Annotated in this window: 23 protein-coding genes; 11 read left to right on the top strand and 12 right to left on the bottom strand. The window is 71.4% G+C overall.

Features of this window, described 5'->3' with window-relative positions; all coding sequences use genetic code 11:
- Nucleotides 1-15 precede the first annotated feature (15 nt).
- From ABZ193_RS03865 to crcB (ABZ193_RS03845), 5 genes are all read right to left on the bottom strand, one after another.
- Nucleotides 16-1,287: a YeeE/YedE family protein gene (locus tag ABZ193_RS03865; protein ID WP_020418316.1), complete on the bottom strand. Its 1,272-nt coding sequence runs from the start codon at nucleotides 1,285-1,287 to the stop codon at nucleotides 16-18.
- Nucleotides 1,288-1,522: 235 nt separating this feature from the next.
- Nucleotides 1,523-1,801: a DUF6295 family protein gene (locus ABZ193_RS03860; protein WP_017985600.1), complete on the bottom strand. Its 279-nt coding sequence runs from the start codon at nucleotides 1,799-1,801 to the stop codon at nucleotides 1,523-1,525.
- 11 nt (nucleotides 1,802-1,812) lie between these two features.
- Nucleotides 1,813-2,550, bottom strand: a complete 738-nt coding sequence (locus tag ABZ193_RS03855) for a dienelactone hydrolase family protein (protein WP_354708784.1) — start codon at nucleotides 2,548-2,550, stop codon at nucleotides 1,813-1,815.
- Between the two features lie 31 nt (nucleotides 2,551-2,581).
- Entirely contained in the window at nucleotides 2,582-2,953 is a 372-nt protein-coding gene (gene crcB, locus ABZ193_RS03850; protein WP_354708782.1) for a fluoride efflux transporter CrcB, read from the bottom strand.
- Nucleotides 2,950-3,321, bottom strand: a complete 372-nt coding sequence (crcB, locus tag ABZ193_RS03845; protein ID WP_354708820.1) for a fluoride efflux transporter CrcB — start codon at nucleotides 3,319-3,321, stop codon at nucleotides 2,950-2,952. Before crcB (ABZ193_RS03845) ends, crcB (ABZ193_RS03850) begins: the two co-directional genes overlap by 4 nt.
- 417 nt (nucleotides 3,322-3,738) lie before the next feature.
- Between crcB (ABZ193_RS03845) and ABZ193_RS03840 the strand changes: the two genes are divergently transcribed.
- A complete protein-coding gene (locus tag ABZ193_RS03840) occupies nucleotides 3,739-4,023 on the top strand; it encodes a DUF3040 domain-containing protein (RefSeq protein WP_037324126.1) in 285 nt (94 codons plus the stop codon).
- 3 nt (nucleotides 4,024-4,026) lie between these two features.
- Here ABZ193_RS03840 and ABZ193_RS03835 read toward each other — a convergent pair whose 3' ends face one another.
- Nucleotides 4,027-4,542 carry a DUF6328 family protein gene (locus ABZ193_RS03835; protein WP_020418322.1) on the bottom strand — a complete coding sequence of 172 codons (516 nt, stop codon included), beginning with the start codon at nucleotides 4,540-4,542 and terminating at the stop codon, nucleotides 4,027-4,029.
- A 58-nt stretch (nucleotides 4,543-4,600) separates the two neighbouring features.
- Here ABZ193_RS03835 and ABZ193_RS03830 point away from each other — a divergent pair, with 58 nt between their 5' ends.
- Both ABZ193_RS03830 and ABZ193_RS03825 read left to right on the top strand, forming a co-directional pair.
- Nucleotides 4,601-5,134 carry a superoxide dismutase gene (locus tag ABZ193_RS03830; protein ID WP_354708780.1) on the top strand — a complete coding sequence of 178 codons (534 nt, stop codon included), beginning with the start codon at nucleotides 4,601-4,603 and terminating at the stop codon, nucleotides 5,132-5,134.
- Nucleotides 5,135-5,214: 80 nt separating this feature from the next.
- Nucleotides 5,215-5,466 (top strand): hypothetical protein, encoded by a 252-nt coding sequence (locus tag ABZ193_RS03825; RefSeq protein ID WP_020418324.1) that lies wholly within the window; start codon nucleotides 5,215-5,217, stop codon nucleotides 5,464-5,466.
- 62 nt (nucleotides 5,467-5,528) lie between these two features.
- On the opposite strand, the gene ABZ193_RS03820 is transcribed toward ABZ193_RS03825, so the two are convergent.
- A complete protein-coding gene (locus ABZ193_RS03820; RefSeq protein ID WP_237335582.1) occupies nucleotides 5,529-6,530 on the bottom strand; it encodes a LacI family DNA-binding transcriptional regulator in 1,002 nt (333 codons plus the stop codon).
- Between the two features lie 153 nt (nucleotides 6,531-6,683).
- Here ABZ193_RS03820 and ABZ193_RS03815 point away from each other — a divergent pair, with 153 nt between their 5' ends.
- The 5 genes from ABZ193_RS03815 (at nucleotide 6,684) to dusB (ending at nucleotide 15,859) form a co-directional block, all read left to right on the top strand.
- Complete coding sequence (locus tag ABZ193_RS03815; protein WP_354708778.1) at nucleotides 6,684-7,973, top strand: MFS transporter; 1,290 nt, start codon at nucleotides 6,684-6,686, stop codon at nucleotides 7,971-7,973.
- Nucleotides 7,970-11,521, top strand: coding sequence for a hypothetical protein (locus tag ABZ193_RS03810; protein WP_354708777.1), 3,552 nt, complete (start codon nucleotides 7,970-7,972; stop codon nucleotides 11,519-11,521). Before ABZ193_RS03815 ends, ABZ193_RS03810 begins: the two co-directional genes overlap by 4 nt.
- Nucleotides 11,518-14,223 (top strand): family 78 glycoside hydrolase catalytic domain, encoded by a 2,706-nt coding sequence (locus ABZ193_RS03805; RefSeq protein ID WP_354708775.1) that lies wholly within the window; start codon nucleotides 11,518-11,520, stop codon nucleotides 14,221-14,223. The genes ABZ193_RS03810 and ABZ193_RS03805 overlap by 4 nt, the downstream gene beginning before the upstream one ends.
- A gap of 66 nt (nucleotides 14,224-14,289) precedes the next feature.
- On the top strand, nucleotides 14,290-14,685 hold the full coding sequence (locus tag ABZ193_RS03800) for a hypothetical protein (protein ID WP_017985613.1): 396 nt from the start codon (nucleotides 14,290-14,292) through the stop codon (nucleotides 14,683-14,685).
- Between the two features lie 28 nt (nucleotides 14,686-14,713).
- Nucleotides 14,714-15,859 carry a tRNA dihydrouridine synthase DusB gene (gene dusB, locus ABZ193_RS03795; protein ID WP_237335578.1) on the top strand — a complete coding sequence of 382 codons (1,146 nt, stop codon included), beginning with the start codon at nucleotides 14,714-14,716 and terminating at the stop codon, nucleotides 15,857-15,859.
- Between the two features lie 126 nt (nucleotides 15,860-15,985).
- Here dusB and ABZ193_RS03790 read toward each other — a convergent pair whose 3' ends face one another.
- A complete protein-coding gene (locus ABZ193_RS03790) occupies nucleotides 15,986-16,756 on the bottom strand; it encodes a potassium channel family protein (RefSeq protein WP_354708774.1) in 771 nt (256 codons plus the stop codon).
- A 43-nt stretch (nucleotides 16,757-16,799) separates the two neighbouring features.
- Here ABZ193_RS03790 and ABZ193_RS03785 point away from each other — a divergent pair, with 43 nt between their 5' ends.
- Together ABZ193_RS03785 and ABZ193_RS03780 are read left to right on the top strand one after the other, a co-directional pair.
- Nucleotides 16,800-18,032, top strand: a complete 1,233-nt coding sequence (locus ABZ193_RS03785) for a hypothetical protein (RefSeq protein ID WP_354708773.1) — start codon at nucleotides 16,800-16,802, stop codon at nucleotides 18,030-18,032.
- Nucleotides 18,019-18,741: a nucleotidyltransferase domain-containing protein gene (locus tag ABZ193_RS03780; protein WP_354708771.1), complete on the top strand. Its 723-nt coding sequence runs from the start codon at nucleotides 18,019-18,021 to the stop codon at nucleotides 18,739-18,741. The genes ABZ193_RS03785 and ABZ193_RS03780 overlap by 14 nt, the downstream gene beginning before the upstream one ends.
- Here ABZ193_RS03780 and ABZ193_RS03775 read toward each other — a convergent pair.
- The 3 genes from ABZ193_RS03775 to ABZ193_RS03765 all read right to left on the bottom strand — a co-directional run bounded on the left by ABZ193_RS03775 (nucleotide 18,734) and on the right by ABZ193_RS03765 (nucleotide 20,356).
- Nucleotides 18,734-19,150, bottom strand: a complete 417-nt coding sequence (locus ABZ193_RS03775) for a hypothetical protein (protein WP_157358554.1) — start codon at nucleotides 19,148-19,150, stop codon at nucleotides 18,734-18,736. The genes ABZ193_RS03780 and ABZ193_RS03775 overlap by 8 nt on opposite strands.
- Before the next feature lie 63 nt (nucleotides 19,151-19,213).
- Complete coding sequence (locus tag ABZ193_RS03770; protein ID WP_354708769.1) at nucleotides 19,214-19,540, bottom strand: hypothetical protein; 327 nt, start codon at nucleotides 19,538-19,540, stop codon at nucleotides 19,214-19,216.
- A gap of 18 nt (nucleotides 19,541-19,558) precedes the next feature.
- Nucleotides 19,559-20,356, bottom strand: a complete 798-nt coding sequence (locus tag ABZ193_RS03765; protein ID WP_354708768.1) for a nucleotidyltransferase — start codon at nucleotides 20,354-20,356, stop codon at nucleotides 19,559-19,561.
- Here ABZ193_RS03765 and ABZ193_RS03760 point away from each other — a divergent pair.
- Entirely contained in the window at nucleotides 20,295-20,693 is a 399-nt protein-coding gene (locus ABZ193_RS03760; RefSeq protein ID WP_354708819.1) for a HEAT repeat domain-containing protein, read from the top strand. The two genes, ABZ193_RS03765 and ABZ193_RS03760, sit on opposite strands and share 62 nt — an antisense overlap.
- A gap of 1,176 nt (nucleotides 20,694-21,869) precedes the next feature.
- Here ABZ193_RS03760 and ABZ193_RS03755 read toward each other — a convergent pair.
- Nucleotides 21,870-22,184: a hypothetical protein gene (locus ABZ193_RS03755; protein ID WP_354708767.1), complete on the bottom strand. Its 315-nt coding sequence runs from the start codon at nucleotides 22,182-22,184 to the stop codon at nucleotides 21,870-21,872.
- Nucleotides 22,185-22,913 lie beyond the last annotated feature (729 nt).

Raw genomic sequence — 22,913 nt, 5'->3', positions numbered from 1 at the left:
CAGGGCTTGGGAACGTCAGCAGATCGAGTCGGCCGGCTTCGGGTTGGCGAGCCCGAACAGCGGCCGCAGCTTCAGGCCGATCCACGTGCCGCCCAGCGCGAAGATGCCCCACAGCCAGCCGTGCAGGCTGCCGGTGGAGATTCCGGCCAGGTAGGCGCCGATGTTGCAGCCGCCGGCGAGCCGGGCGCCGATGCCCATCAGGATTCCACCGAGGACGGACGCGATCGCCGTGCGCCACGGGATCTCCGAGTGGATCTTCCAGGTTCCCGCGGCCGCGGCGGCGACGGCGGCGCCCAGGATGATGCCGATGTCGGTGAGGCTGGTCTTGTCCGTCCAGATCGGACTCGCCAGCGACTTGGCGTTGCTCGTGGTCTGCCAGAACTCCCAGGTTTCCGGGTGCAGGCCGATCAGCTGCAGGAACTTCGCGCCCCACAGGGCGAAGGCGAACGTGACGCCCCAGGTGCCACCCGAGACGAGCACGACCGCGGCGGCGAGCACGGCCAGCACGACCGCGCCGACGAGCAGCGGCCACGACCCGCGGAACACGCGGGCGAAGCCCTTCGCGGTGGGCGGAACGCCGACCGGCGGCGGGTTGCGGCGCGCCTGGACCACCCGCGTCGCGACGACGACCAGCCCGAGCACCGCGATGGTGATGGCCCACGAGCCGAACCAGCCGACGTGGTCGGCGAGCAGCACGCCGGACACCTGCGGCCAGCCGTCGAAGAGCGGGAACGCCCAGGTGTAGAGGACCGATCCGGCGATGAACCCGCCCAGCGTGAGCACGATCGACGACTGCCCGGACCCGACCGCGAATAGCGTGCCGGACGCGCACGCGCCCCCGAGCTGCATGCCGACGGCGAACAACGCGGCGCCGACGAACAACGCGAGCCCGATCGGTCCCGCGGTGGCCTTCGGCGTGGTGCCGAACAGGCCGGTGCCGGTGCCGATGAGCAGGGCGATCAGGGTCGCGGCGGTGCCGAGCAGCAGGGCGTGGGCACGCAGGCCCTCACCGTTGCCGACCGCGATGAGCTGCCGCCACGCGGAGGTGAAGCCGAAGCGCGAGTGGTACAGCGCGAGGCCGAGGAACAGCCCTATGACCAGCAGCGCGCCGAACTTGCCGCCGTAGGTGGCCCAGACGTACCAGCTCAGCGCGACGGACCCGGCGGCCGAGATCGCGAGCGGCACCCAGCGGACGGGCGCCTCCGGCTCCGGAATCGGCGCGGCGCACGAGGTGGGCGAGCGCAGCAGGAAGTTGCCGGCCGGGGGCCGGTCGGTGACAGCGGACACAGAGCACTCCAAAACGGGCCATGGGGGTCAACCACGGACAACGTTAAGACTCCGTGAACCATTCGCCCAGGTCATCCCAGAGTGCGGTACGCCATGGGCTTATCCGGTCACATCTGCGGTTGGCCGCACAACTTCAGAGGAGTTCTCGCCCACTGCGGTCCCCGAGTTCGACTGGTCAAACCGCCCTGGGGGCTGCCGAGAGCGTGGCGCACCGTCGGCAGCCCGTCCTCGACAGTCACATCGGCTGCTTCGCCGAGGCGAGCCCCTTCGGCGCGGAGGCGATCGCCCGGTGGATCGCGTCCGCCAGTGCCAGCGCGGCCTCCTCGGTCAGCTCCACCGGCACCCGCGCCGACGGCCCCTCCGCCGGGTTGAGGAAGTCGATGTTCACCGTGTGCGCGTACTGCGCGTGCGTCGGGTGGTCGACGTACACCGAGGCGTGCGTCAGCGGGATCCACCCCCGCGCCGACTTGCCGCTGCCGTCGATCTCGATCTGCTCGGTCAGGTAGGTGCACATGTCGTCTCTCCTCAAACCAGGTGCTCGCCGAAGAAGTCGAAGACCCGCCGCCACCCGTCGACCGCGGCCTCCGGGCGGTAGCTGGGCCGGTCGACGGCGAAGAACGCGTGCCCCGCGCCTTCGTAGGTGTGGAACTCGTGTGGTTTGCCCAGCCGGTCGAGCTCGGCGGACAGCGTCGCGACCTCCTCGGGCGAGGGGAACTTGTCCTCGGCGCCGAACAGCCCGAGCAGCGGACACGACAGCTGCGGCGCGAGCCCCAGCAGCGGCTTCATCCCGGCCATCTGCGGCGGCGGGTCGTTGACGACGAACGCGCCGTAGCAGTCGACCGCGGCGTCGATCCGGATGCTGCACGCGGTCAGGAACGTCTGCCGCCCGCCGGAGCAGTAGCCGATCACGCCGATCTTGCCGTTGGCGCCGTCCAGCCCCTTCAGGTGGTTCGCCGCGCCCTCGACGTCCCCGACGAGCCGCTCGTCCGGGACGCCGCCCTGGGCGCGGGCGGTCGCGGCGGCGTCGTCGGGGTCCGCGCCCGGCGCCTCGCGCCAGTAGAGGTTGGGGCAGATCGCGTGGTAGCCGTGGACGGCGAAGCGCCGCACGATCTCCTTGGTCGCCTCGTCGTAGCCGGGCATGTGGTGGATCACCACCACCCCGCCGCGTGGCGCCGGGTCCAGTGGCGTGGCCAGGTAGGCCTCGATCTCGTCGCCACCGTGCCCGGTGATCCTGACGGTCTCGGCCCGCATCGCATCGGTCATGGCGTCAGCCTGGCACGGCGCGAGGTCCTCGTCACACCGCCAAAAACGCCTGCACAGCGGCAAATCCGGCATACGCGCCACCGATCCCGGCCGCGACGCTGACCACGATGTTCATCGCCGCGTAGAAGTACGCCTTCTGCTCGACCAGCCGCAACGTCTCGTAGCTGAACGTGCTGTAGGTGGTCAGCGCGCCGCAGAAACCGGTGCCGAGCAGCGCGAGCAGCGGGGCGGGCAACGCGGTGCCGGCGCCGGTGAGGCCGCCGAGCACCAGGCATCCGGCCAGGTTGACCAGCAGCGTGCCCCACGGGAACGGGCCGTCGTGCCGGGACCGCACAGCGCGGTCGGTGAGGTAGCGCAGGGGCGCGCCGACCAGCGCGCCGGCGACGACGAGGACGGCCGTCATCGGCCTGCCAGCCGGCGCGTGACGGCGACCCCGGTGAGGACCGCGAGCCCAGCCGCGAGGAGCGTGCCGCCGAGGTAGGCGAGCGCGACGCCCGCCGAGCCGGGCTTCAGCAGCCCGTGGATCTCCACGGCGTAGGTGGAAAACGTGGTGAACCCGCCGAGGACGCCGACCCCGAGGAAGGGCCGGACCAGGGGATGCGCCACGCGGACCTCGGTGACCAGCACCATCAGGACGCCGATCAGCAGGCAGCCGCTGACGTTGATGGCGAACGTGGTCCAGGGGAAGTGGCCCGGGGCCGTGGGCCAGGTGGTGGCCAGTTCGTATCTGGCCAGCGCACCGATCCCACCGCCGACCGCCACGGCCGCCACGACGGGGGCCTGCGATCGGCGAGTGGTGGTGGCCGTGCCGGGATCACCGCTCACAGCCACCACCGTAACGTCTCACTCGGCCTGCTTCGGCTCCTCGACCAGGTCCTCGAGCAGGCGGTCGAAGTCGAACTCCTCGCGCAGCGCCTCGAAGATCGGCGTGTCACCGATGACGCGCTCGTCGGTCTTGCTCATCAACAGCACCTTCTCCCTCGCCCGCGTGTGCACTCCCACACGGTTCGTTCTCGCAGGATCGGACGCTCTCCCCTCGCCCTTTGGTTCCCGCGATCGGGTTAACGGGAGGTAATATTACCTACTCACCGTGAGGGCGCACGGAACGACAGCCAAAGCACAGCGCAGATCACATCGTGACAAGGACCCGTCGGCGAGCGATACTGGTCGGTAGAGGCGGTGCAGGCGATGGCACTCCACGGTGAAGAACAGCGACGGCTCTCGGAGATCGAGCGGCAACTGGCCGCCGAAAACCCACGGCTGGCGCAGCGGCTTGCCGAACTACGGCCGATGCGCGTGTCCGGCATCCTGCTGTCCGTGCTCGGGATCCTCTGCTCGCCCGTGCTGGGGCTGTTCCTGCTCGTAGCGGCGGCCCAGTCACAGGCAGTGATCCTGTTCGTGATCGGAACCGTGTTCACTTCCGTGGTGCCGACGGCGCTGATCTGGCGCGCCTGGCTGCACCGGTTGTACTGACGGTCATTCGGCCGTCGCGGAGTCGCTCGGCGGCACCGGGGACGGGCGCGTGTCGTTGCCCGAGTGGTTGGACAGGAAGTTCGGGACCACGAACCACAGCACGGCGAAGGTGACACCGACCAGCCCGCCGACGACGGCCATCGCGATCGGGCCGTAGACCACCTTCGCGATCAGCGACACCGTCGCGGTGATCGCGGCCGCCAGGCACACCAGGCCGGCCAGTACGGCGCGGTTGCCCGCGCGCAGTATGTCGTCGCGGCGGCCCGCGCGGAACAGGATCCGGTGCCACGCCGCGGGCGAGGACAGCAGCGCCGTGGAGACGACCGCGAGGAGGACCGCGACCAGGTGCACGGCCTTCTCGAACCCGCTGGCCGCGCGGAACTCGCCGGTGAACACCACCGTCAGGAGGAAGCCGAACAGGATCTGCACCCCGGCCTGCGCGACCCGCAGCTCGCCCAGGAGTTCGTTCACGTTGCGCGCGAGGCGCTGGTTCGGGGTCTCTTCGTCACGGCCGTTCACGGAGATCAGCCTATGGGAGGATTTGCGCGGTCACAGAATGACCGATAAATGGAACATCATGCGAATCGTCCCCTTGCTCCTCGCCGCGGCCGCGCTGCCGGCCCTCTGGCCGGCCGAAGCCGCCGCCGCGCCCGCCGCGCAGATGGGCGTCGGCGCCTCCGTCGTGCGCTACAACACGGCCCTCGTGCCGGAGGGGGCGAGCGCGCGGGCGTTCACCGCGTCGGTGACGGGCACGCTGACCACGCTTTCCGTGCGCGGCCTGCTGCCCGGCCGCGAGTACGGCGCCCACGTCCACACCAAGCCCTGCGGCGCGTCCCCGAACGATTCGGGGCCGCACTACCAGCACGTTCCCGACCCGGTGCAGCCGTCGACCGACCCCGCGTACGCCAACCCGCACAACGAGATCTGGCTGGACTTCACCACCTCCGCGAACGGCAGCGGGTTCGCCGTGTCGCGGGTGGACTGGACCTACGGCGACCGGCTGCCCGGCTCGGTCGTGATCCACGAGACGCACACGCACACGGACCCGGGTCACGCCGGGACGGCGGGCGGGCGGCTGGCCTGCCTGAACCTCGAGTTCGGGCCGAGGTGACCGCCACGGCCAGGTGAATCCGGCATGAGCCGGACGGCCGCGGGTAGGCCCGGACGGAGCAGCGGCGGAGGGGAGAAGCGGTGGAAGCGACCCCGGACGACCACCCGGTCTGGGTGACCAGCGCGGACGGCACGGCCGAGCACGCGGTCCCCGACACGGCCATGGCACCCGGCCTGGAACTGGAAGCGGTGTGCGGCGCGCGGTTCCTCCCCGCCGCCATGACGGCCCCGCCGGGCCGGACCTGCGAGGAGTGCCTGACGCACCTGCTGGTGCCCGCCCCGCGCGAGCCGGAACCGCGCCGGCTCTGGCGCCGCTACGTGGCCAAACACTGAGCGCCCTCGCCCCAGGCCGGGGCATCCCGGCCACCCCAGCCGGCGCCGCGGTTGCGAACCGCTCAGCGGCGGTACTGCGTCGAGGCCCGGACGACCAGCTCCGGCTTGAACACCACCGACCGGTGCGGCGGCCGGTTCTCCGGATCGGCCGTCTCCGCGATCAGCAGCTCCGCCGCCGTCTGCCCCAGCCGCCGCGCGGGCTGGCGCACCGACGTCAGCGGGACCGCAGCCGCACCGGCGAACTCGATGTCGTCGTAGCCCACGATCGCCATCTCGTCCGGCACCCGCACGCCCGCGCCGACCATCGCCTGCAGCACACCCAGCGCCAGCAGGTCGTTGGCGCAGAACACCGCCGTCGGCCGGGGGCTCATCCCGAGCAGCCGCGCGCCGGCGTCCCGCCCGGACACCACGTCCAGCTCGCTCGTCTCGATCACCGACAGCTCCGCCCCGGACCCCTCCAAGGCGGTCCGCAGCCCCTGCTCCCGGTCGCGGCACTGCGTGAGTATCCGCGGCCCGTTCACGAACGCGACGTGCCGGTGCCCGGTCTCCAGCAGGTGCCGCCCGGCGAGCTCGCCGCCCGCGAGGTCGTCCACCGACACCGAGCTCGCCTCGTCCGCGGGCACCTTCCGGTCCACGAACACGTACGGGATCCCGCTGCGGCGGAAGGTCTCCAGCGCCGCACCCGACGTGTCGACCGGGCTCAGCAGCAGCCCCCGCACCCGCTGCTCGGCCAGCAGCGACAGGTACGACTCCTCGCGGTCAACGCGCTGCCCGCTGTTGCACGTGATGACGCTGAGGCCCGCGTCGTGCGCGGCCTGCTCGGCGCCGCGGGCGACGTCGACGAAGAACGGGTTCGCCAGGTCGAGGACGAGCAGCGCCATGATGCGGCTGCGGCCGGCCCGGAGCTGCCGGGCGGACTCGTCGCGGACGTACCCCAGCTCCTCGATCACGGACAGCACACGTGACCGGGTGGCCGGGGAAACGATGTGTGGCCGGTTGACCACATTGGACACCGTGCCGATGGAGACCCCGGCGCGCCGGGCCACATCCTTGATGCCAACCATGCGTCCCCTCGATCTCCCAGGGACCACAGCGTAGCACGCATGAAACGTTCAATGGGCCGAACGGAAGCTTGTTATTCCCCCACTCAAACGCTAACCTGCGTCCTTAATACGTTTCAAAATGTGTCCTGCGTCAACGAAGACGAGGAGAACCACATGACCTCACGCGAAACCGTCGGCACGAGCTCGGTCGAGGACGGCGGCACGATCACCCGCCAGCAGTGGCGGTGGTCCGTGCTCGCGGGCATGGCCTCCTACCTGGATGCCGGTTCCATCGTCGCGCTCGGCGCGGGTCTCGCCCTCTTCCAAAGCTACCTCGGCCTCTCCGACGGCGCGGTGGGCGCGCTCGCCGCGATCGGCCCGAACGCCATCGGCTGCGCGATCGGCGCGTTCATCGGCGGCAGGCTGGGCGACAAGCTGGGCCGGAAGCGGATCTACAAGTACGACCTGCTGGTCTACGCGGCAGGCATCCTGTGCATCGCGCTCGCGGTGAACACGCCGATGCTGTTCATCGGCACCTTCGTCGTCGGTGTCGCGGTCGGCGCGGATGTGCCGACATCGCTGGCGCTGGTGGGCGAGTTCTCCCCGTCGAAGGCGCGCGGGAAGCTGCTCGGGTTCACGCAGGTCGCGTGGAACCTCGGCCCGGTGATCGTGCTGTTGCTGTCGCTCGCGCTCACCCCGCTGGACCTGCTCGGCACGCGGATCGTGTTCCTGCACCTGTTCGTCATCGCGCTGGTGACGTGGGCGATGCGCCGCGGCCTGTCCGAGTCCGCGCGCTGGACGTCGGCGTCGTCCACCAAGGACGTCAAGTACCAGCTGAAAGCGCTTTTCCAGGGCGCGCACCTCAAGGCGCTGCTGTTCACCGGCCTCGTCTACGTGTTCTGGAACATCGCGGCGGGCACCGGCGGCATCTTCACCCCGTACGTCATCAAAACGCTCAACGCGGGCAGCCAGGCGGCCAGCGTCGCGTTGTCCTGCGCCGGGTTCCTGATCGGCATCCTGGTCACCACGCTGGTGTTCATGCGCTTCGCCGACCGCAGCCACCACACGCGCAAGTGGATGTGGGGCATCGGCGCGATCATGCAGATCGTCGCCTACGGCATCTACGTGGTGCTGCCGTTCAACATCCCGGTGATCATCGCGAACATCGTGTTGTTCGGCGTCGGCTGCTCGCTCGCCGGTGAGGCGTTCTACAAGGTGTGGAGCCAGGAACTGTTCCCCACGATGCTGCGCGGCACCGCGCAGGGCTTCACCTTCGGCGTCGCCCGGACGCTGCTCGGCGTGTGGAGCTTCTTCCTGCCGACGCTGGCCAGCGGCGGGTTCACCGTCGCAGGCGGCCTGCTCACGCTGTTCCTGGTGATCAGCGGCGGCGTCGGGTTCTTCTTCATGCCCAACACGTCCGGCAAGTCGCTGGAGCAGATCGAGGCGGAGCGCGCCACCGCATGAGTTCCGACGAGCTGCTGACCCGGTTCACCGATCCCGGCCCCGAGTTCTCCCCGCTGCCGATCTGGTGGTGGAGCGGCGGCCGGGTCACCGGGGACCGGGTCCGGTGGCAGATGGAACAGCTGGTGTCGCAGGGCGTCCGGCAGGCGGTGGTGATGTGCCTGGCGCCCACCGGCCCGATGTTCGGCTCGCTTGCGGACGACCCGCCGTTCCTGAGTCCTAAGTGGATCGAGCTGCTGGACGGCGCGTGCGCGGACGCCGCCGAGCTGGGGTTCCAGCTGTGGATGTACGACCAGATCGGGTTCTCCGGCGCGAACTTCCAGGGCCGCCTCACCGCGGCCAGCCCGGAGTTCGCCGGGCTCGCCCTGCACCGGAACCCCGACGGCACGGTCGGCCACCACGTCAGCGGCTTCGACTACTTCAACCCGGACGCCTGCGCGGCCCTGCTCGACCAGGTGCACGGCGAGCTGGAACGACACGTCGGGCGCTGGTTCGGCACGGTGATCCCCGGGTTCTTCCAGGACGAGCTGCCCCCGCTGCCGACGTGGGGGCACGACTTCGCGGAGACCTTCGCCGCCGAGTACGGCTACGACCTGCTGCCCCGGCTGTCCGCGCTGTACGAGGGCGCGGACGCCGAGTCGGCCCGGGTACGCCGGGACTACCAGGAACACCGTGCCCGCCTGGCGCGCCGGGCGTTCTTCGACCCACTGGCTCAGTGGTTCAGCCACCGCGGGCTGATCTGCGGTTTCGACCAGGCGAGCCCGGCCCGCGAAGGCGACCCGGTCGGCGGCGTGCGGATCTACGGCGACTACCTCGGCACGCACTCCGGGTTCGGCGCGCCGGGCAGCGACCACTGGGGCGACGCGAAGGTGCACAGCTCGCTCGCCCACGCGCACGGGCACCCGCGCACCTGGATCGAGGCGTTCCACTCGTCGGGCTGGGGCGGCACGCTGGAGGAGACCTACGACTGGCTCGCGCCGTTCCTGCGCCGCGGGGCCACGCTCTACGACCCGCACGCGGTGTACTACTCGACCGCGGGCGGCTGGTGGGAGTGGGCGCCGCCGTCGACGTGCTGGCGGCAGCCGTACTGGCCCGCCTACGGCCAGTTCGCCGGCGCGGTGAGCCGGTTGTGCTCGGTGCTGACGGCGGGCACGCACTCCTGCGACGTCGTGCTGCTGTCGCCGACCAGCACCGCCCAGGCCTACCTGACGCTCGACGGACCGCTGCCGCCAGCCGAACGGGCCGCGGCCTCGTTCCACGCGCTGAACGGTGTCGGCACGTGGTTCGCCGAGGAACGCGGTGTGCTGGAGCGGGCCGGGATCGACCACGACACGTTCGACGAGGCCACGATCGCCGCCGGGGAGGTGTCGGACGGCGAGCTCCGGATCGGCCCGGAGACCTACCGGGCGGTGGTCCTGCCCGACGTCGAGCTGCTGCTCCCGGCCGCGGCCGCCCGGCTCGCGGAGTTCGCCGCGGCCGGCGGGACGGTCGTCTGCGTCGGCAGCTGCCCGGTCGAGGGCGCGGTCACGGTCGGCTCGCCGGAGGACGTGCCCGCGGTCCTTCCGAAATCCCGGATCCGGTCCGACGTGCCGTTCCTGCTCCGGCGGCACGGCGACCGGCACGTGCTGCTGCTCACCGCGCACGACGAGCGCAGCGGCACCCGGGCGCCGATCGTCGACCTCGACCGCGAAGGCTGGACGGACCAGGGGTTTCCCTGGGAGGAGTACTGGCGGCAGCTGCGCGAGGACGGGTACGAGTTCGTCTCCCCGTCGGACCGGGTGGCGCACGTGGCCGGAGTGACCGGCCGTGCCCAGCAGTGGAACCCGCGCACCGGGGAGCGCACGGATGTCCCAGTCGTGGACGGCGAGGTCGAGGTCGTCTTCACCGACGGCCCGATCACGTTGCTGGTGTTCGGCGACGACCTGCCGGAGGCGACGCACACCCCGCCCGGTCCCGTGGTCCGGTCGGTGCACCTCGACGGCTGGCGCGCCCGTGCGGAGTCCACTCTGGACAACCGGCACGGCGACCTGGCCGCCCCCGCCCGCACCGGCGTGCTGCCGTTGGAGGTCTGGCGGCTGGGTGACGAGCTGGCCGGGTACGGCGTCTTCGCGCAAGCCCGGGGCGGCGACGGGTGGCAGCCCGCGGTCTGGTCGCTGTCCCGCGGCATCCGGGACGACCCCGGTCACGCGGAAGCGCTGGGGCCCAAGGGTTACGTGCCCGACGAATTCCTCGACTGGCGGCACGTCGAGGCCGGGGAGACGGTCGGTGTACGAACGTATCTGCCACTTCCCGAGCGCGACGGCCTGTTCCTCGCCGTCGGGGCGAGCGCGGCACGACGGGTGTTCGTGGACGGCGCGGAGGTTCCGGTCGACGGGCCGGGCTACCAGTCGCTCAGCCCGCTGCCGTCCGGCCGGACGGTGTGCGTGGAGATCGAGTTCACCGCGGACCAGGACGGGCCGTTGCGGGCGTCGTTCGCGGCGGTCACCGATCCGGAGCGCTACCGCCGGCCGGAATGGCTGGCGGGCGGGGAGATCAACCGCACCTTCCACCTCGACGAGGTGCCCACCGACGCGACCGTGCAGGTCGCGAGCGAGGAGGCCTGCCGGGTGCTCGTCAACGGCGCCGAGGTGGGCAGGCAGGGCGACTTCAACCCCTACCCCGGTTTTCGCGAGATCCGCATCCACCCCTACGACCTGCGCGAGCACCTCCGCCGCGGCGAGAACACGCTCACCTTGGTCACGACTGGACCGGTCGCGGTGGATTCGCGTGACCCGCGACTGGTCAGCGGCCCGGACTGGGGCGAGGTGCGCCGCCTGCACCGGCGCGATCCGCGGTTCCTGTGCCTGCACGCGCGGCCGCACCCGCTGCCCGGCGCGCACTGGCTCGAACCCGCCGCCGCGCCCGGCGACGTCGTCGTGCCAGTGGTCCCCGGCGTCGCGCCGGCCGGGGAACGCACCGAGACGCTGACCTTCCCGGCCCCGCTCGGGGCGGTGGCGCTGCGGATCCCGACCGACCTCGACGTCGTGGTGCGCGTCGGCGAGGCCGAGTACAAGCCGGTCGACCAGCGCGTGCGCTTCCCCGCGCCGCTCGCCGCGGGCAGCACGGTGGAGCTGCGGTTCCGCGCGGTCGACGGCCGCCGGGGCGGGGCGCTGCTCGACTCCGGGATCGAGGTCGAGACCGCCGAGGCGCCGGTCGAACTGCGCAGCTGGGAGGACCTCGGGCTGCGCGCGCTGGGCGGCCTGGTCCGGTACCGGACCACGTTCGAAGCGCTGCCCGGCCGGGTCGTGCTCGACCTCGGCGAGGTGCGCGGCACGGCCGACGTGGTGGTCAACGGCCGGCTGGTCGACCGCCTGGTCTGGGGCCCGTGGCGGTCCGAAATCTCGGATGCGATCCGGGACGGCGTCAACGAACTGGAAATCGTCGTCCGCGGCACGCTCGCCGGCTACCTCGACGACGCGTCACCCACGATGGCCGTGGCCGCCGGGCAGGTCCGCACGGGCCTGTTCGGGCCGGTGCGGCTGGTACAGCACGAGAAGGAGAGCGACCGTTGACCGTCACCGCCGTCCGCTTCGAGCACCACGACGTCGCGCTGGGCATCGGCACCGGCACGCCACGCCTGTCCTGGCAGGTGCGCACCGACGACCCGGACTGGTCGCAGACCGCGTACGAGGTCGAGCTGAACGGGTCGGCGACGGTGCGGGTCGAATCGGCCGAGCAGGCGCTGGTGCCGTGGCCGTTCGAGCCGCTGCCGTCGCGGACCAGGGCGACCGTGCGGGTGCGCGTCGGCGACGAGTGGTCCGAGCCGGCCACCGTGGAAACCGGGCTGCTCCACCCGGAAGACTGGTCGGCGCGGTTCATCAGCCCACGGACGATCGGCGGCATCGGGCAGCGCGCGCCGATCCTCACCCGCAGCGTCGAGCTGCGGCCGGGGATCGTGTCCGCGCGGCTGTACGCGACGGCGCACGGCGTCTACACGGCGTCGATCAACGGGTCCCGGGTCGGTGACCAGGTGCTGGCGCCCGGCTGGACCAGCTACGAGCACCGGCTGCGCTACCAGACCCACGACGTCACCTCGCTGCTCCGCGAGGGGACCAACGACCTGGAGTTCCTGCTCGGGAACGGCTGGTTCCGCGGACGGCTCACCTGGTCCGGCCGCCGCGCGCTCTACGGCGATCGCCTCGCGTTGCTCGCCCAGCTGGAGGTGACCTACGCCGACGGCACCACCGAGGTCATCGGCACCGACGAGCGGTGGTCGGCTACGGAGAGCCGGATCACCGCCGACGACCTGTACGACGGGCAGCGCACCGACCTGACGCTGTCCGAGTCCGAAGTGGACGAGGTCGAGGTCGTCGAGGCCGATCTGAGCAGGCTCGTCGCGCCCGAGGGGCCGCCGGTGCGTGTGACGGAGGTGGTGCCCGCGGTGCGGGTGTGGTCGTCGCCGTCCGGGAAGACGCTGGTCGACTTCGGCCAGAACGTGGTCGGCTGGGTGCGGCTGCGGGTGCGGGACGCGCGCGAGGTCACCGTGCGGCACGCCGAGGTGCTGGAGGACGGCGAGCTCGGCGTGCGGCCGCTGCGGTCGGCGAAGGCGACGGACACCTACGTCCTCCCCGGCGGTACCGAAACCGTGCTGGAGCCGAGCCTGACGTTCCACGGGTTCCGGTACGCGGAAGTGTCCGGAGTGGACGATCTGCGGGCCGAGGACCTGGAGGCCGTCGTGGTGCACAGCGACCTGCGGCGCACCGGCTGGTTCAGCTGCTCGGACCCGGACCTGGAGAAGTTCCACGAGAACGTCGTGTGGGGCATGCGCGGCAACTTCCTGGACGTGCCGACCGACTGCCCGCAGCGCGACGAGCGGCTCGGCTGGACCGGCGACATCCAGGTCTTCTCACCCACCGCGTCCTTCCTCTACGACTGCGCCGGGTTCCTCCGCTCGTGGCTCGCCGACCTGGCCGCCGACCAGCACCCGGACGGCGCGGTGCCGTTCGTGATCCCGGACGTGCTGCCCGGCGACAGCCCCACCGCGACGGCCTGGGGCGACGCCGCGGTGATCGTGCCATGGGTGCTCTACCAGCGGTTCGGCGACGCGGAGGTGCTCGCGCGGCAGTTCGACAGCATGCGCGGGTGGGTCGACAAGATCGCGTCGCTGACCACGGACGGCGTGTGGGCGGGCGGGTTCCAGTTCGGTGACTGGCTGGACCCGGCCGCGCCGCCGGACGACCCGTTCGCCGCGAAGGCCGACTCGGACGTGGTCGCGACGGCGTACCTCGCGCGGTCCGCGGAGATCGTGGCGGCGGCGGCCGAGGTGCTCGGCCGGGAAGGTTCGAAATACCGGACGCTGTCCGAACAGACGCGCGCCGCGTTCGCCCGGGAGTACGTCACCGGATCGGGCCGGGTGCTCTCGGACGCGCCGACCGTGTACGCGCAGGCGATCGAGTGGGCACTGCTGCCGACGGCGGAGCAGCGGGCGGTCGCGGGTCGACGACTGGCTGATCTCGTGCGGACCAACGGCTTCCGCATCGCGACCGGATTCGTGGGCACGCCGCTCATCACGGACGCGCTCACCACGGCCGGCCATCCCGAGCTGGCCTACCGGCTGCTGCTCGAACGCGGCTGCCCGTCGTGGCTGTACCCGGTGACGATGGGCGCGACGACGATCTGGGAGCGCTGGGACAGCATGCTGCCGGACGGCTCGATCAACCCGGGCGAGATGACCTCGTTCAACCACTACGCGCTGGGCGCGGTGGCCGACTGGATGCACCGCACGGTCGCCGGGCTGGCGGCCGCGGCGCCCGGCTACCGGTCGATCGTCGTGCGCCCGGTGCCGGACGCCGCGCTCACCCACGCCTCGGCCCGGCACGAGACGCCCTACGGTGCGGCTTCGGTGGCCTGGCGCCGGGCGGACGGGAAGCTGACGCTCGACGTCGTGGTGCCGCCTGGCGTGCGGGCCGAGGTGCACGTCCCGGGCGGGCCGGTGGCGGAGGTGCGGCACGGCACGCACAGCTGGACGGTCGACGACCCGTGCCTGTCGCAGCCGCGCGTGCGGACCATTCGTGACCTGATCGGCTCGCCGAAGTGGCCGGACGCGGTGTCGCTGCTGGTCTCGCACGGGCTCGCCGAGGACGCGGTGGACGCCGCGCACCGGGCCGGGCGCTACCTGGACCGCCCGGCGGCCGAGCTGGCCGATTTTCTGGCGATGAAGACGCTGTCCGACGGCTCGGACGCGAAGCGGGCGCTGGAGAAGCTGCTGGCGTGAGCCGGTGTCAACTGGTCCGGTGACGGCTGGGCCGCGGCGCGGCTGATCAGGACCCATACTGGGGCCATGAACCAGCCGGAGCCGTTGTTCAGCTCGTCCCGGGCCTTCCGCGTCTGGCGCTACGGCGTCGAGCACTCGGAGCTGGTCCTGCGCACCGACGACAACCCCGACGAGCCGGTAGAGCTGCTGTTCGAGGGCGTCCTGTCGATGCGCTTCGACCAGCTGTGGTTCACCGGCCTCGTGGTCGGCCGCGCGGAGGACCAGGTGCTGCAGAGCCCCACCGTGGACATCCCGCACCTGAAGATCGAGCTCGGGTCCACCGGTCACGCCGCCCAGGTGGTGTGCCGTCGCCTGACCTGCGTGGGCGGCACCTCGCCGGACGGCAAGATCCTGTGGACGGTCACCGCGCCGCGTCCGAAATCCCGGATCGCCGCCGACATCCCGGCGGTCGAACAGGCCTGACTGCGGGTGGCGCGAGTCACCAGCGACAATGGAGGACGTGACCGCCACCCTGAGCAAGCCCGCACTGAAGATCGGCCCGTACGAGGTCGATCCCCCGGTGGTGCTCGCGCCGATGGCCGGCATCACGAACGTCGCGTTCCGGCGGCTGTGCCGCGAGTACGGCGCCGGGCTGTACGTGTGCGAGATGATCACCGCCCGCGCCGTCGTCGAGCGGCACCCCGGGACCATGCACATGATGGCCTTCGACCAGGGCGAGTACCCGCGGTCGATGCAGCTGTACGGCGTGGACCCGAAGACGATGCGGGAAGCCGTCAAGATCATCGTCGGCGAGGGCCTCGCGGACCACATCGACAGCAACTTCGGCTGCCCGGTCGCCAAGGTCACCCGCAAGGGCGGCGGCGCGGCGCTGCCGTACAAGCGCAAGCTGTTCGCGCAGATCGTGCGCGCATCGGTGGAGGCGGCCGAGGCCGCGGGCGTGCCGTTCACGGTGAAGTTCCGGATCGGCATCGACGACGACCACCACACCTTCCTCGACGCAGGCCGCATCGCCGAGGCCGAGGGCGCGGCGGCGGTGTCGCTGCACGCGCGCACGGCCGCGCAGCGCTACTCGGGCAAGGCCGACTGGAGCGCGATCGCCCGGCTGAAGGAGGCCGTGCAGACCATCCCGGTGCTGGGCAACGGCGACATCTTCACGGCCGACGACGCGCTGCGGATGGTGGCCGAGACCGGGTGCGACGGCGTGGTGGTCGGCCGCGGGTGCCTCGGCAGGCCGTGGCTGTTCGGCGAGCTGGAGGCCGCGTTCGCCGGCCGCCCGATCCCGGAGGGGCCGCGGCTGGGTGAGGTCGCCCAGGTGCTGCGGCGGCACGCGGAGCTGCTGGTCCAGCACGACGGCCACGACAAGGCGATGCGCGACCTGCGCAAGCACATGGCCTGGTACTTCATGGGCTTCCCGGTCGGCTCCGAGCTGCGCCGGCGGTTCGCGATGGTGTCGTCGATGGACGAGCTGGACGAGCTGATCGGCCAGCTGGACCACGAGGCGCCCTTCCCGGCGGACGCCCTCGGCCCGCGCGGCCGCCAGGGCTCGCCCGGCAAGGTCACGCTGCCGCACGGCTGGCTCGACAACCCGGACGACGACCTGGTGCCCGAAGCGGAGGACATGCACTCGGGCGGCTGATCCGAGCCCCACCAGTTCCCCGGCCCCCGTTTCGGTCCGGCGTCGCACTCAGCGACAAGCTGCGCATCCCGCTCCGCTGGCCTGGAGCAGTGACCGCAACGCGCGCCGAGCCCGGCAGCAGCACCGTCATGTTTCCTTCCGCTCACTCGCGGCGAGGGCGGCGCGCAGTTCGGCGATCTCGCGGCTCAGCTCCGCGATCTCCGCGCGGGTCACGGTCTGCGACGCGGCCTCGACCTCCTCCACCCGGCGCACCAGCCACGACGCGAAGGTCGCCGTCACCACGCCGAGCAGCGCGATGCCCGCGACCATCAGCCCCACCGCGATCAGCCGCCCGGTGCCGGACACCGGGTAGCGGTCGCCGTAGCCGACGGTCGTGATCGTCGTGATCGCCCACCACAACGCGTCCGGGAAGTTCCGGATGCCGGCCTCCTCGATCGGCCGTTCCGCTTCGAGCACGGCGAGCGCCGCGCAGAAGACGATCAGCACCGTGGCGCCGACGAAGTACACGACGATCCGCCCGCGCAGGGCGAGCGCGGCCGTGCGGTTGAGGACGTTCAGCATCGCGACGAGGCGCAGCAGCCGCAGCGGGCGGAGCAGCGGGAGCACGATGACCAGGAGGTCCAGCACGTGACGGCGGAGAAATCGCGGCTTGTCCGGTGACTGGACCAGTCGCACGACGTAGTCCAGCGCGAACAGCCCCCACGCCAGCCACGTGACGACCTCGCACCACACCCGGCCGGTGCTGCCGAGCGACGGCTGGAGGATCGGCCAGGCGTAGGCGCCGAGGAACAGCACCGCGACGCCCGTCAGCGGCCACTCCATGCGCTTTTCCCACATCTGCGTCTCCCGTCGGTCCGGCGCGATCGTCGCACGTGCCGGGGCGGTGATCCCGATCATTTGGCCCGGATCGTTACCCGGTTTCTGGTAGACACCAGAACCGATGGGCAAGCTGACCAACCGCGCCAGGGCGAAGGCCGACTACCTCTGGTTCATCGGTTCCCGCGAGTGGCCGGTGTTCGTCTCCGCCCTCGGCGTGCTGCTCGGCCTGGTCACGCTCGTGCCCAGCGCCGTCGGCATCGTGCTGTCGGTGATCGCGCTCGTGCTCGGCGTCCTGACCCTCACCCGCGACGTCCGGATGCTCCGCGGCCGCTGGGCCGCCTGGGAGTTCGCCACGATCGCCGCGCCGTTCCCGCACGCCGACGTGCCACCCCCGGCGAGCTACCCCGAAGCCCGCTACCTCGAGCTGCCCGGACGTGGAACCGCCCTGGTCAGCGACGCCATCGACCGGGCACTGTGGACACAGCGGTTCCCGGTCGAGGTCGCGCCGGACACTTACCGCCTGCCCGCCGAGCTGAAGGCCACCGCGCCGTACGTGCTGCCGCTGCGCGCGCACGGCCGGCTGCTGTTCAACGGCAAGGTCGTCGGGATGCGGGGCGAGCCGCTGCCGTCGGTCGGGCACGGCGCGCCGATCCGGCTGCAGCGCACCCGGTTCTTCGACGCCCAGTGCTCGAACGAGCTGGCCACGCTGAGGATCGCCCGCCGGGACACCGACGAGGTCTTCGACCTGCGGCGGCAGATGATGGTCGACACCGCGGGCCGCCTGCACACGCTCGCCGAGAGCAGGCTGGCGGACATCGTCGGCGTGTCGACGGTGGCCGTCACGACCGACGGCTGGGTACTGGTGGTGCTCCAGTCCAACCGGAATTCGGCCAGCCAGTCACTGCTCGCCCCGTCGGGCAGTGGGTCGCTGGAGCCGCGTGACCTCGACGGGGACGACCTGCACGACGTCGTCCGCGCCGGGATGGAGCGCGAGCTGTGCGAGGAGACCGGGCTGCGCCGCGACGAGATCGTGCGCACGACGATCACCGGGTTCGCGCGCTGGATGGACCGCGGCGCGAAGCCGGAGTTCTTCGGGCTGACGGAGTTGTCCGCGACGCGGCAGGACCTGCTGGCCCGCAGGCCGAACCGCTCGGAGCGCGAGTTCACGGCCGCGACGCGGTTCGTGGAAGTCGACCTCGCCGCGTACGGCCGGGAACTGGCCGGCGGCGCGGACCTGCCGTCGCTGCCCGCGTTGCTCACCGACAGCGGTTCGGTGCCGCTGCTGCTGGCGTTGCGGGCGGCCGCGCGGTGGACGGTCGGCGCCCCGCGGGAGGAGGACCGTGTTCACCCCTGACAGCCGGTCGCGGCTGCGCGACTCGCTGATCGCGTCGGCCCGCTCGGACGACCGGATCAGCGGCGCCGCTCTGACCGGTTCCGCTTCGGTGGGACGAGAGGACCAGTGGTCGGACATCGACCTGGCGCTCGCGGTGGCGGCCGACCGCGATCAGGTGCTGGCGGACTGGACCGACCGGATGTACCGCGACCACGGCGCCGTCCACCACCTGGACCTCGGCGTGTTCCGGGTGTTCCTGCTGCCGGACACGCTGCAGGTCGACATCGCGTTCTGGCCGGAGTCCGAGTTCGGGCCAACCGGTCCGACATTTCGGACGCTGTTCGGGAAGCCGAACGACCTGCCGCGGATCTCGCCGCCGTCGGCCGAGCACGTGGTCGGGATGGCGTGGCTGTACGCGTTGCACGCCCGGTCGTCGATCGCGCGGGGCCGGGTGTGGCAGGCGGAGTACATGATCAGCGGCGCGCGGGACGAGGTGCTCGCGCTGGCCTGCCTCCGGCACGGGGTGCGCGCCGTGCAGGGGCGCGGGATGGACGACCTGCCGGCGGAGGTCGTGGCGCCGTTCGCGGACGCCCTGGTCCGGTCCGTGGAGCCCGCCGAGCTGCGGCGCGTGTTCGGGGTCGTCGTGGAGCTGCTGATCGCCGAGGCCGGCCGGGTCGATGCGTCGCTCGCCGCACGGCTGTCGGGGCCGCTGCGTGGCCTGGTCAGCTGACCTCGACGGTGACGAGGGTGGCGTTGGCGCCGGCGAGGCGGATGGTGAACGTGCCGGTGCGGTTCGGGGTGACGTCGAGGTCCTCCGGCTCGGTGGGGTCGACGTCGGCGTTCGCGTCCGGGTAGCCGTCGACCACGATGTCGTCCGGGCGGTCCGAGGAGACGTTCACCTGGAGCGGCTGGCCGACCTTCCCCGCGATCACGAGGTTCGCCGGCTCGACCTGCCCGTTCCGGTAGGCCACATCGACGATCGAGGCACCGGCGCTGGTGGGCGCCGCGGACACCGGCGGCGCGGAAGTGGGCTGCGCTGGGTTGGGCGGCGCCGGGTCGGGCGCCTGGTCGTCGCCACCGGACGAGCAGCCGGCAGCAGCGAGCGCGATCAAGGTCGTGACAAGGACACGGCGCACCATGCGGCCCAAGCTAAGCCGGGGACGGGCGGCGCGCAGGGCAATGCTCACGCCGGGGTGACGCCGCTAAGCCCGCACTTCCTCGACGTGGAAGTAGCCGACCGGCTTGGGCCCCTCGCTGACCACGACCACCGTCCCGGGCGCGATGCGGTACGGGCCCGAGTTCTCCACGACCAACCAGCGCGCCTCGGCCGGCGTGACCAGCGCTCCGGCGACGAGGTTCCGGAGCACGAAGGACGCGAGACCCGAGTGGGCGGTGTGCGGGGGCACGAAGGCGTTGGCCGCGTAGAAGTCGGGCCGCGGTGGGCCGGTTTGACGACCGCCCTGCTCCGGGGTGAGCCACACGACCCGTCCGCGGAACGGGAAGGGCTCGTCGGCCGGCTGGTTCGCCACGGGCGTCAGTATGCCGCGTCAGGGCCGGGGCGCCCGTTCGCCGTGGATGGCGGTGTACTCGGCGGCGAGCCAAGGGCCGAGGTTGTCGATGAGCATCGCCAGGATCGCGGGATCGGCGGTGGGTTCGCGAGCGGTCTGGGCAGCGGTGCGCATCTGCTCGAGCCGCTCGGGGTAGTAGCGCCCGAACAGCTCGGCGGAGCGGGCGAGGTCGCTCGTCCAGCCGCCCCAGCGGGGCATGACCAGGGTGAACCCGGTCCGCACGAGGCGCCGCGCCACCGAGCGGCTCAGGGTGCGGCGTTCGTGGTCCGTCGCCGTCTGGGCGCGCTCGCGCCAACCCGGGAGCAGCGTCCTGAGGTCACCGTTCGTCTCGCGCGCGAGCAGCGAGGTGGGGCGATAGCGGGGCAGGTGCTCGGCCAGGTCGTCGCCCAAGAGCGGCGTGCACAGGCAGGCGACGAAGAAGCCGCCGTCGTGGCGCTCGGCGTCGCTGAGGAGCGTGCGGGCACTGGCGAGTTGAATGCCGACGCCGTTGATCTGGGGAAACTCGCGGTCGAGGGCGCCCTCGATCCGCCTGGCATCGGCGCGATCGGCGTCGGTGGGCTCGTCGTGGAGGGCGAGCAGGACGTCGAGGTCGGAAACCCCGGGGACGGCGGTGCCACGCGGGATGCTGCCGTAGAGGTAAGCGCTGTGCAGGCGAGCGAAAGTCCCAGCGACGTGCACCCGCAGAGCCTCGACAACGGGGGCGAACTCGGCGGAGATTCTCTCCAAAGAGCCTTCGCGCGCGATCGTCCCGTCCGCCGCCAGCCCACGATCGTCCACGCGCCTACTGTGCCCGGTTCCGCACAGCCGCGGTGCGTGGCGCAAGTACACCAGGCTGGCCTACCGGCAACACCAAACAGAGGCCTTCGGCAAGTACGTCGAAGAGCTGATTGCCGCGTTCGAGGACGAGCGTGACGATCACGGCTTACGCCGCTGGCTACTCGAACTCATCGGTGAAGCTCGGTCGCCGCTGGCCTTGCCCACCCTCGCCGAGCAGCTTTACAGCGAGGATGAGGAGTCGTTGCGATCCCTGGCTGTCAGGGGCTTGGAGCAGCTCGGCACCCCGCCCGCCCGGCAAGAGCTGTGGAAAGCCCGGGCGAATAGCAGTGTTCCCTGACCAAGGGCTCCCTACCGACCGGATGGTGCCGGCCGGTTTGGCTGCCCTCGGCGCGCCCGCGAAGAGATCACCTCCCCTGATCCCCGACGGGGCGCCGGGGTCTGGGGCGGAGCCTTGCCTCCGGGAGGCGCCCTGTCGCTCTGGCGGCGCAGGTCCGAGGAGTGCCAAGATGGCGGCATGACGATCTTCCGAAAGGACGATGCCGCGTAGGTCCGCAGGCGCGGTACGTGCCACGCTCCCCAGCCGCCCACGCCGTTACCGGCCGTCGCAGATTCGGGGTCTGTCTCCGGCGGTCCGTGATTACATCGCACGGGTTGAGCCTTCGCCCGGCTGGACAGCTCGGATGCTCGAGGAGTGGCGCGAGGCCGCTCGACACGGCTGGCCGGGTACCGACCACTCCGATTGCTGTGAGATGCCGTACTGCCGATCGGAGCTGGACGAGATCATCTGGGACCTACCTGCGTTCGCAGCCGACCGCTTAAGACGCCTCGTCGACCCGCTGGACCGTGAATACGCGAAGCGCACCCTGCCGTATCCGCTCGCGCCTCTCGGGTTGGCCTGGTGGTACCGGCGATGCCCCGACATCGACCTTCGCTGGCCGACTGGGATGTCGTAGGAGGAAGCGGGCCAGGCGAAGACCGGAACCTCGACCAAGGATCTGATGGCCCGGACGGCGACGAGCCCGGCGCGCCGGCCCCTAATGGCCCGCTGATGCCACGCGACCACAGTTGATCAAGAAACGACGAAGGCCCAGGTCCGGAGTAGACACCCGCTGACCTGGGCCTTCGCGCGAAGAGCGGATGACGGGAATCGAACCCGCGTTCTCAGCTTGGGAACCATAGCCGGAGGCCTGGAAGACGGCCCTGACCTGCGGTTGTTGGTGTGCGCGGGGTACCCCTGTTGACCTTGGTTGACCGGGGCATGTTGTTGGCATGTTGCTGCGGGCTGCCCCCGCACAGGCTCCTGCTGAGGTGATCTCCTCGCGGCGCGGGTTCATCCCTGCCGGGCCGGGTGGTGCCGGTCAAGGGTCTGCCGGAGGCCGCGAAGCGCCCTTGACCGGTGCCGGCCGGGCTGGCTGCCCTCGGGCGCGCCGCGAGGAGGTCACCGGTGGTGCCCTCCCCTGATCTCCGAAGCGGTGCCGGGTCCAGGGCGGAGCCCTGGCCGCCGGAGGCCCCCCTACCAGCTCTGTTTCCGCAGCAGCTCTGCCGTGTCGCGGATCCGCACCCTGAGGGCGTCCAGTTGTTCGCTCGCCTGCCCTGCCTCCGCGAAGCGGACCGTGTGGCCGTTCTGCGGGTGAATCAGTAGGTCGTTGAAGCTCCCCATGCCCCCGTAGGCCCTCAAGATCCGTGTGAGGCCGTGGGCGTCGCGGTTCATGATTTCCGCCCTTGCGGCCCGAAACCAGCCTGCCCAATGCTGTTCGTCGACACGCTCCAGGAGTGCTATCAGGGCATCGAGGTCTGCGGCCAGGCTTCGAACGGGGTCGGATGTCACAGCCGGAGCATCGCACAGCGGCCTGCCCAATCGGGCCTTGCGGGACGCGGCGGTCTGACTCAAGCGCCAGGGGCCGCCGGCCGGAGCGGAGCGGCAGGCCGGGCGGCCCAGCGGCGCGCTTTGCGCGCCGCCTTGATCCCATAGAGCCAAGTTCGGCAGCCCCTGGGCCTGAGTCGGTGAACGTGCCAATTTATGTCGTACCCCGTACTTACGATCTCACCATGACTAAAAACACCTGGCCGAGGGATCGGTACACCGGACCGGGAGGCGGCCTCAGCAGAGGCCCCGGAGGCGGCCTCTATACCGGTCCCGGCGGCGGAGCGTCCACGGGACCTGGCGGTGGGTTGTACACCGGGCCTGGTGGCGGGCTTTACACCGGTCCCGGTGGCGGCTTGTACACCGGCCCCGGTGGCGGGCTCTACACCGGTCCCGGTGGCGGGCTCTACACCGGACCCGGTGGCGGCTTGTACACGGGCCCAGGAGGAGGTCTTTACACAGGACCTGGTGGAGGCCTGTATAGGGGTCCGTGCGGGAACCCCTACAGGAGCAACACGCCACCTTGGCCGCGGTTCATCGACGAGTTGCGAAGGCGTGGCCTCTCACACCAAGCGGAGGTCTTGGCGCGCCACGCCCTCCGGTAGGAAGCGTTCCCGAACCCAAGAGCGGGCGAGAGTAACGGTGGGAGCACCTTGAACGCTATTTAGGCCGTGGCTAGAACTTCGCTCCGAG

Source organism: Amycolatopsis sp. NPDC006125 (assembly GCF_040614195.1).
Classification (GTDB): domain Bacteria; phylum Actinomycetota; class Actinomycetes; order Mycobacteriales; family Pseudonocardiaceae; genus Amycolatopsis_E; species Amycolatopsis_E tucumanensis.
This window is presented reverse-complemented; position numbering and strand designations above follow the sequence as displayed.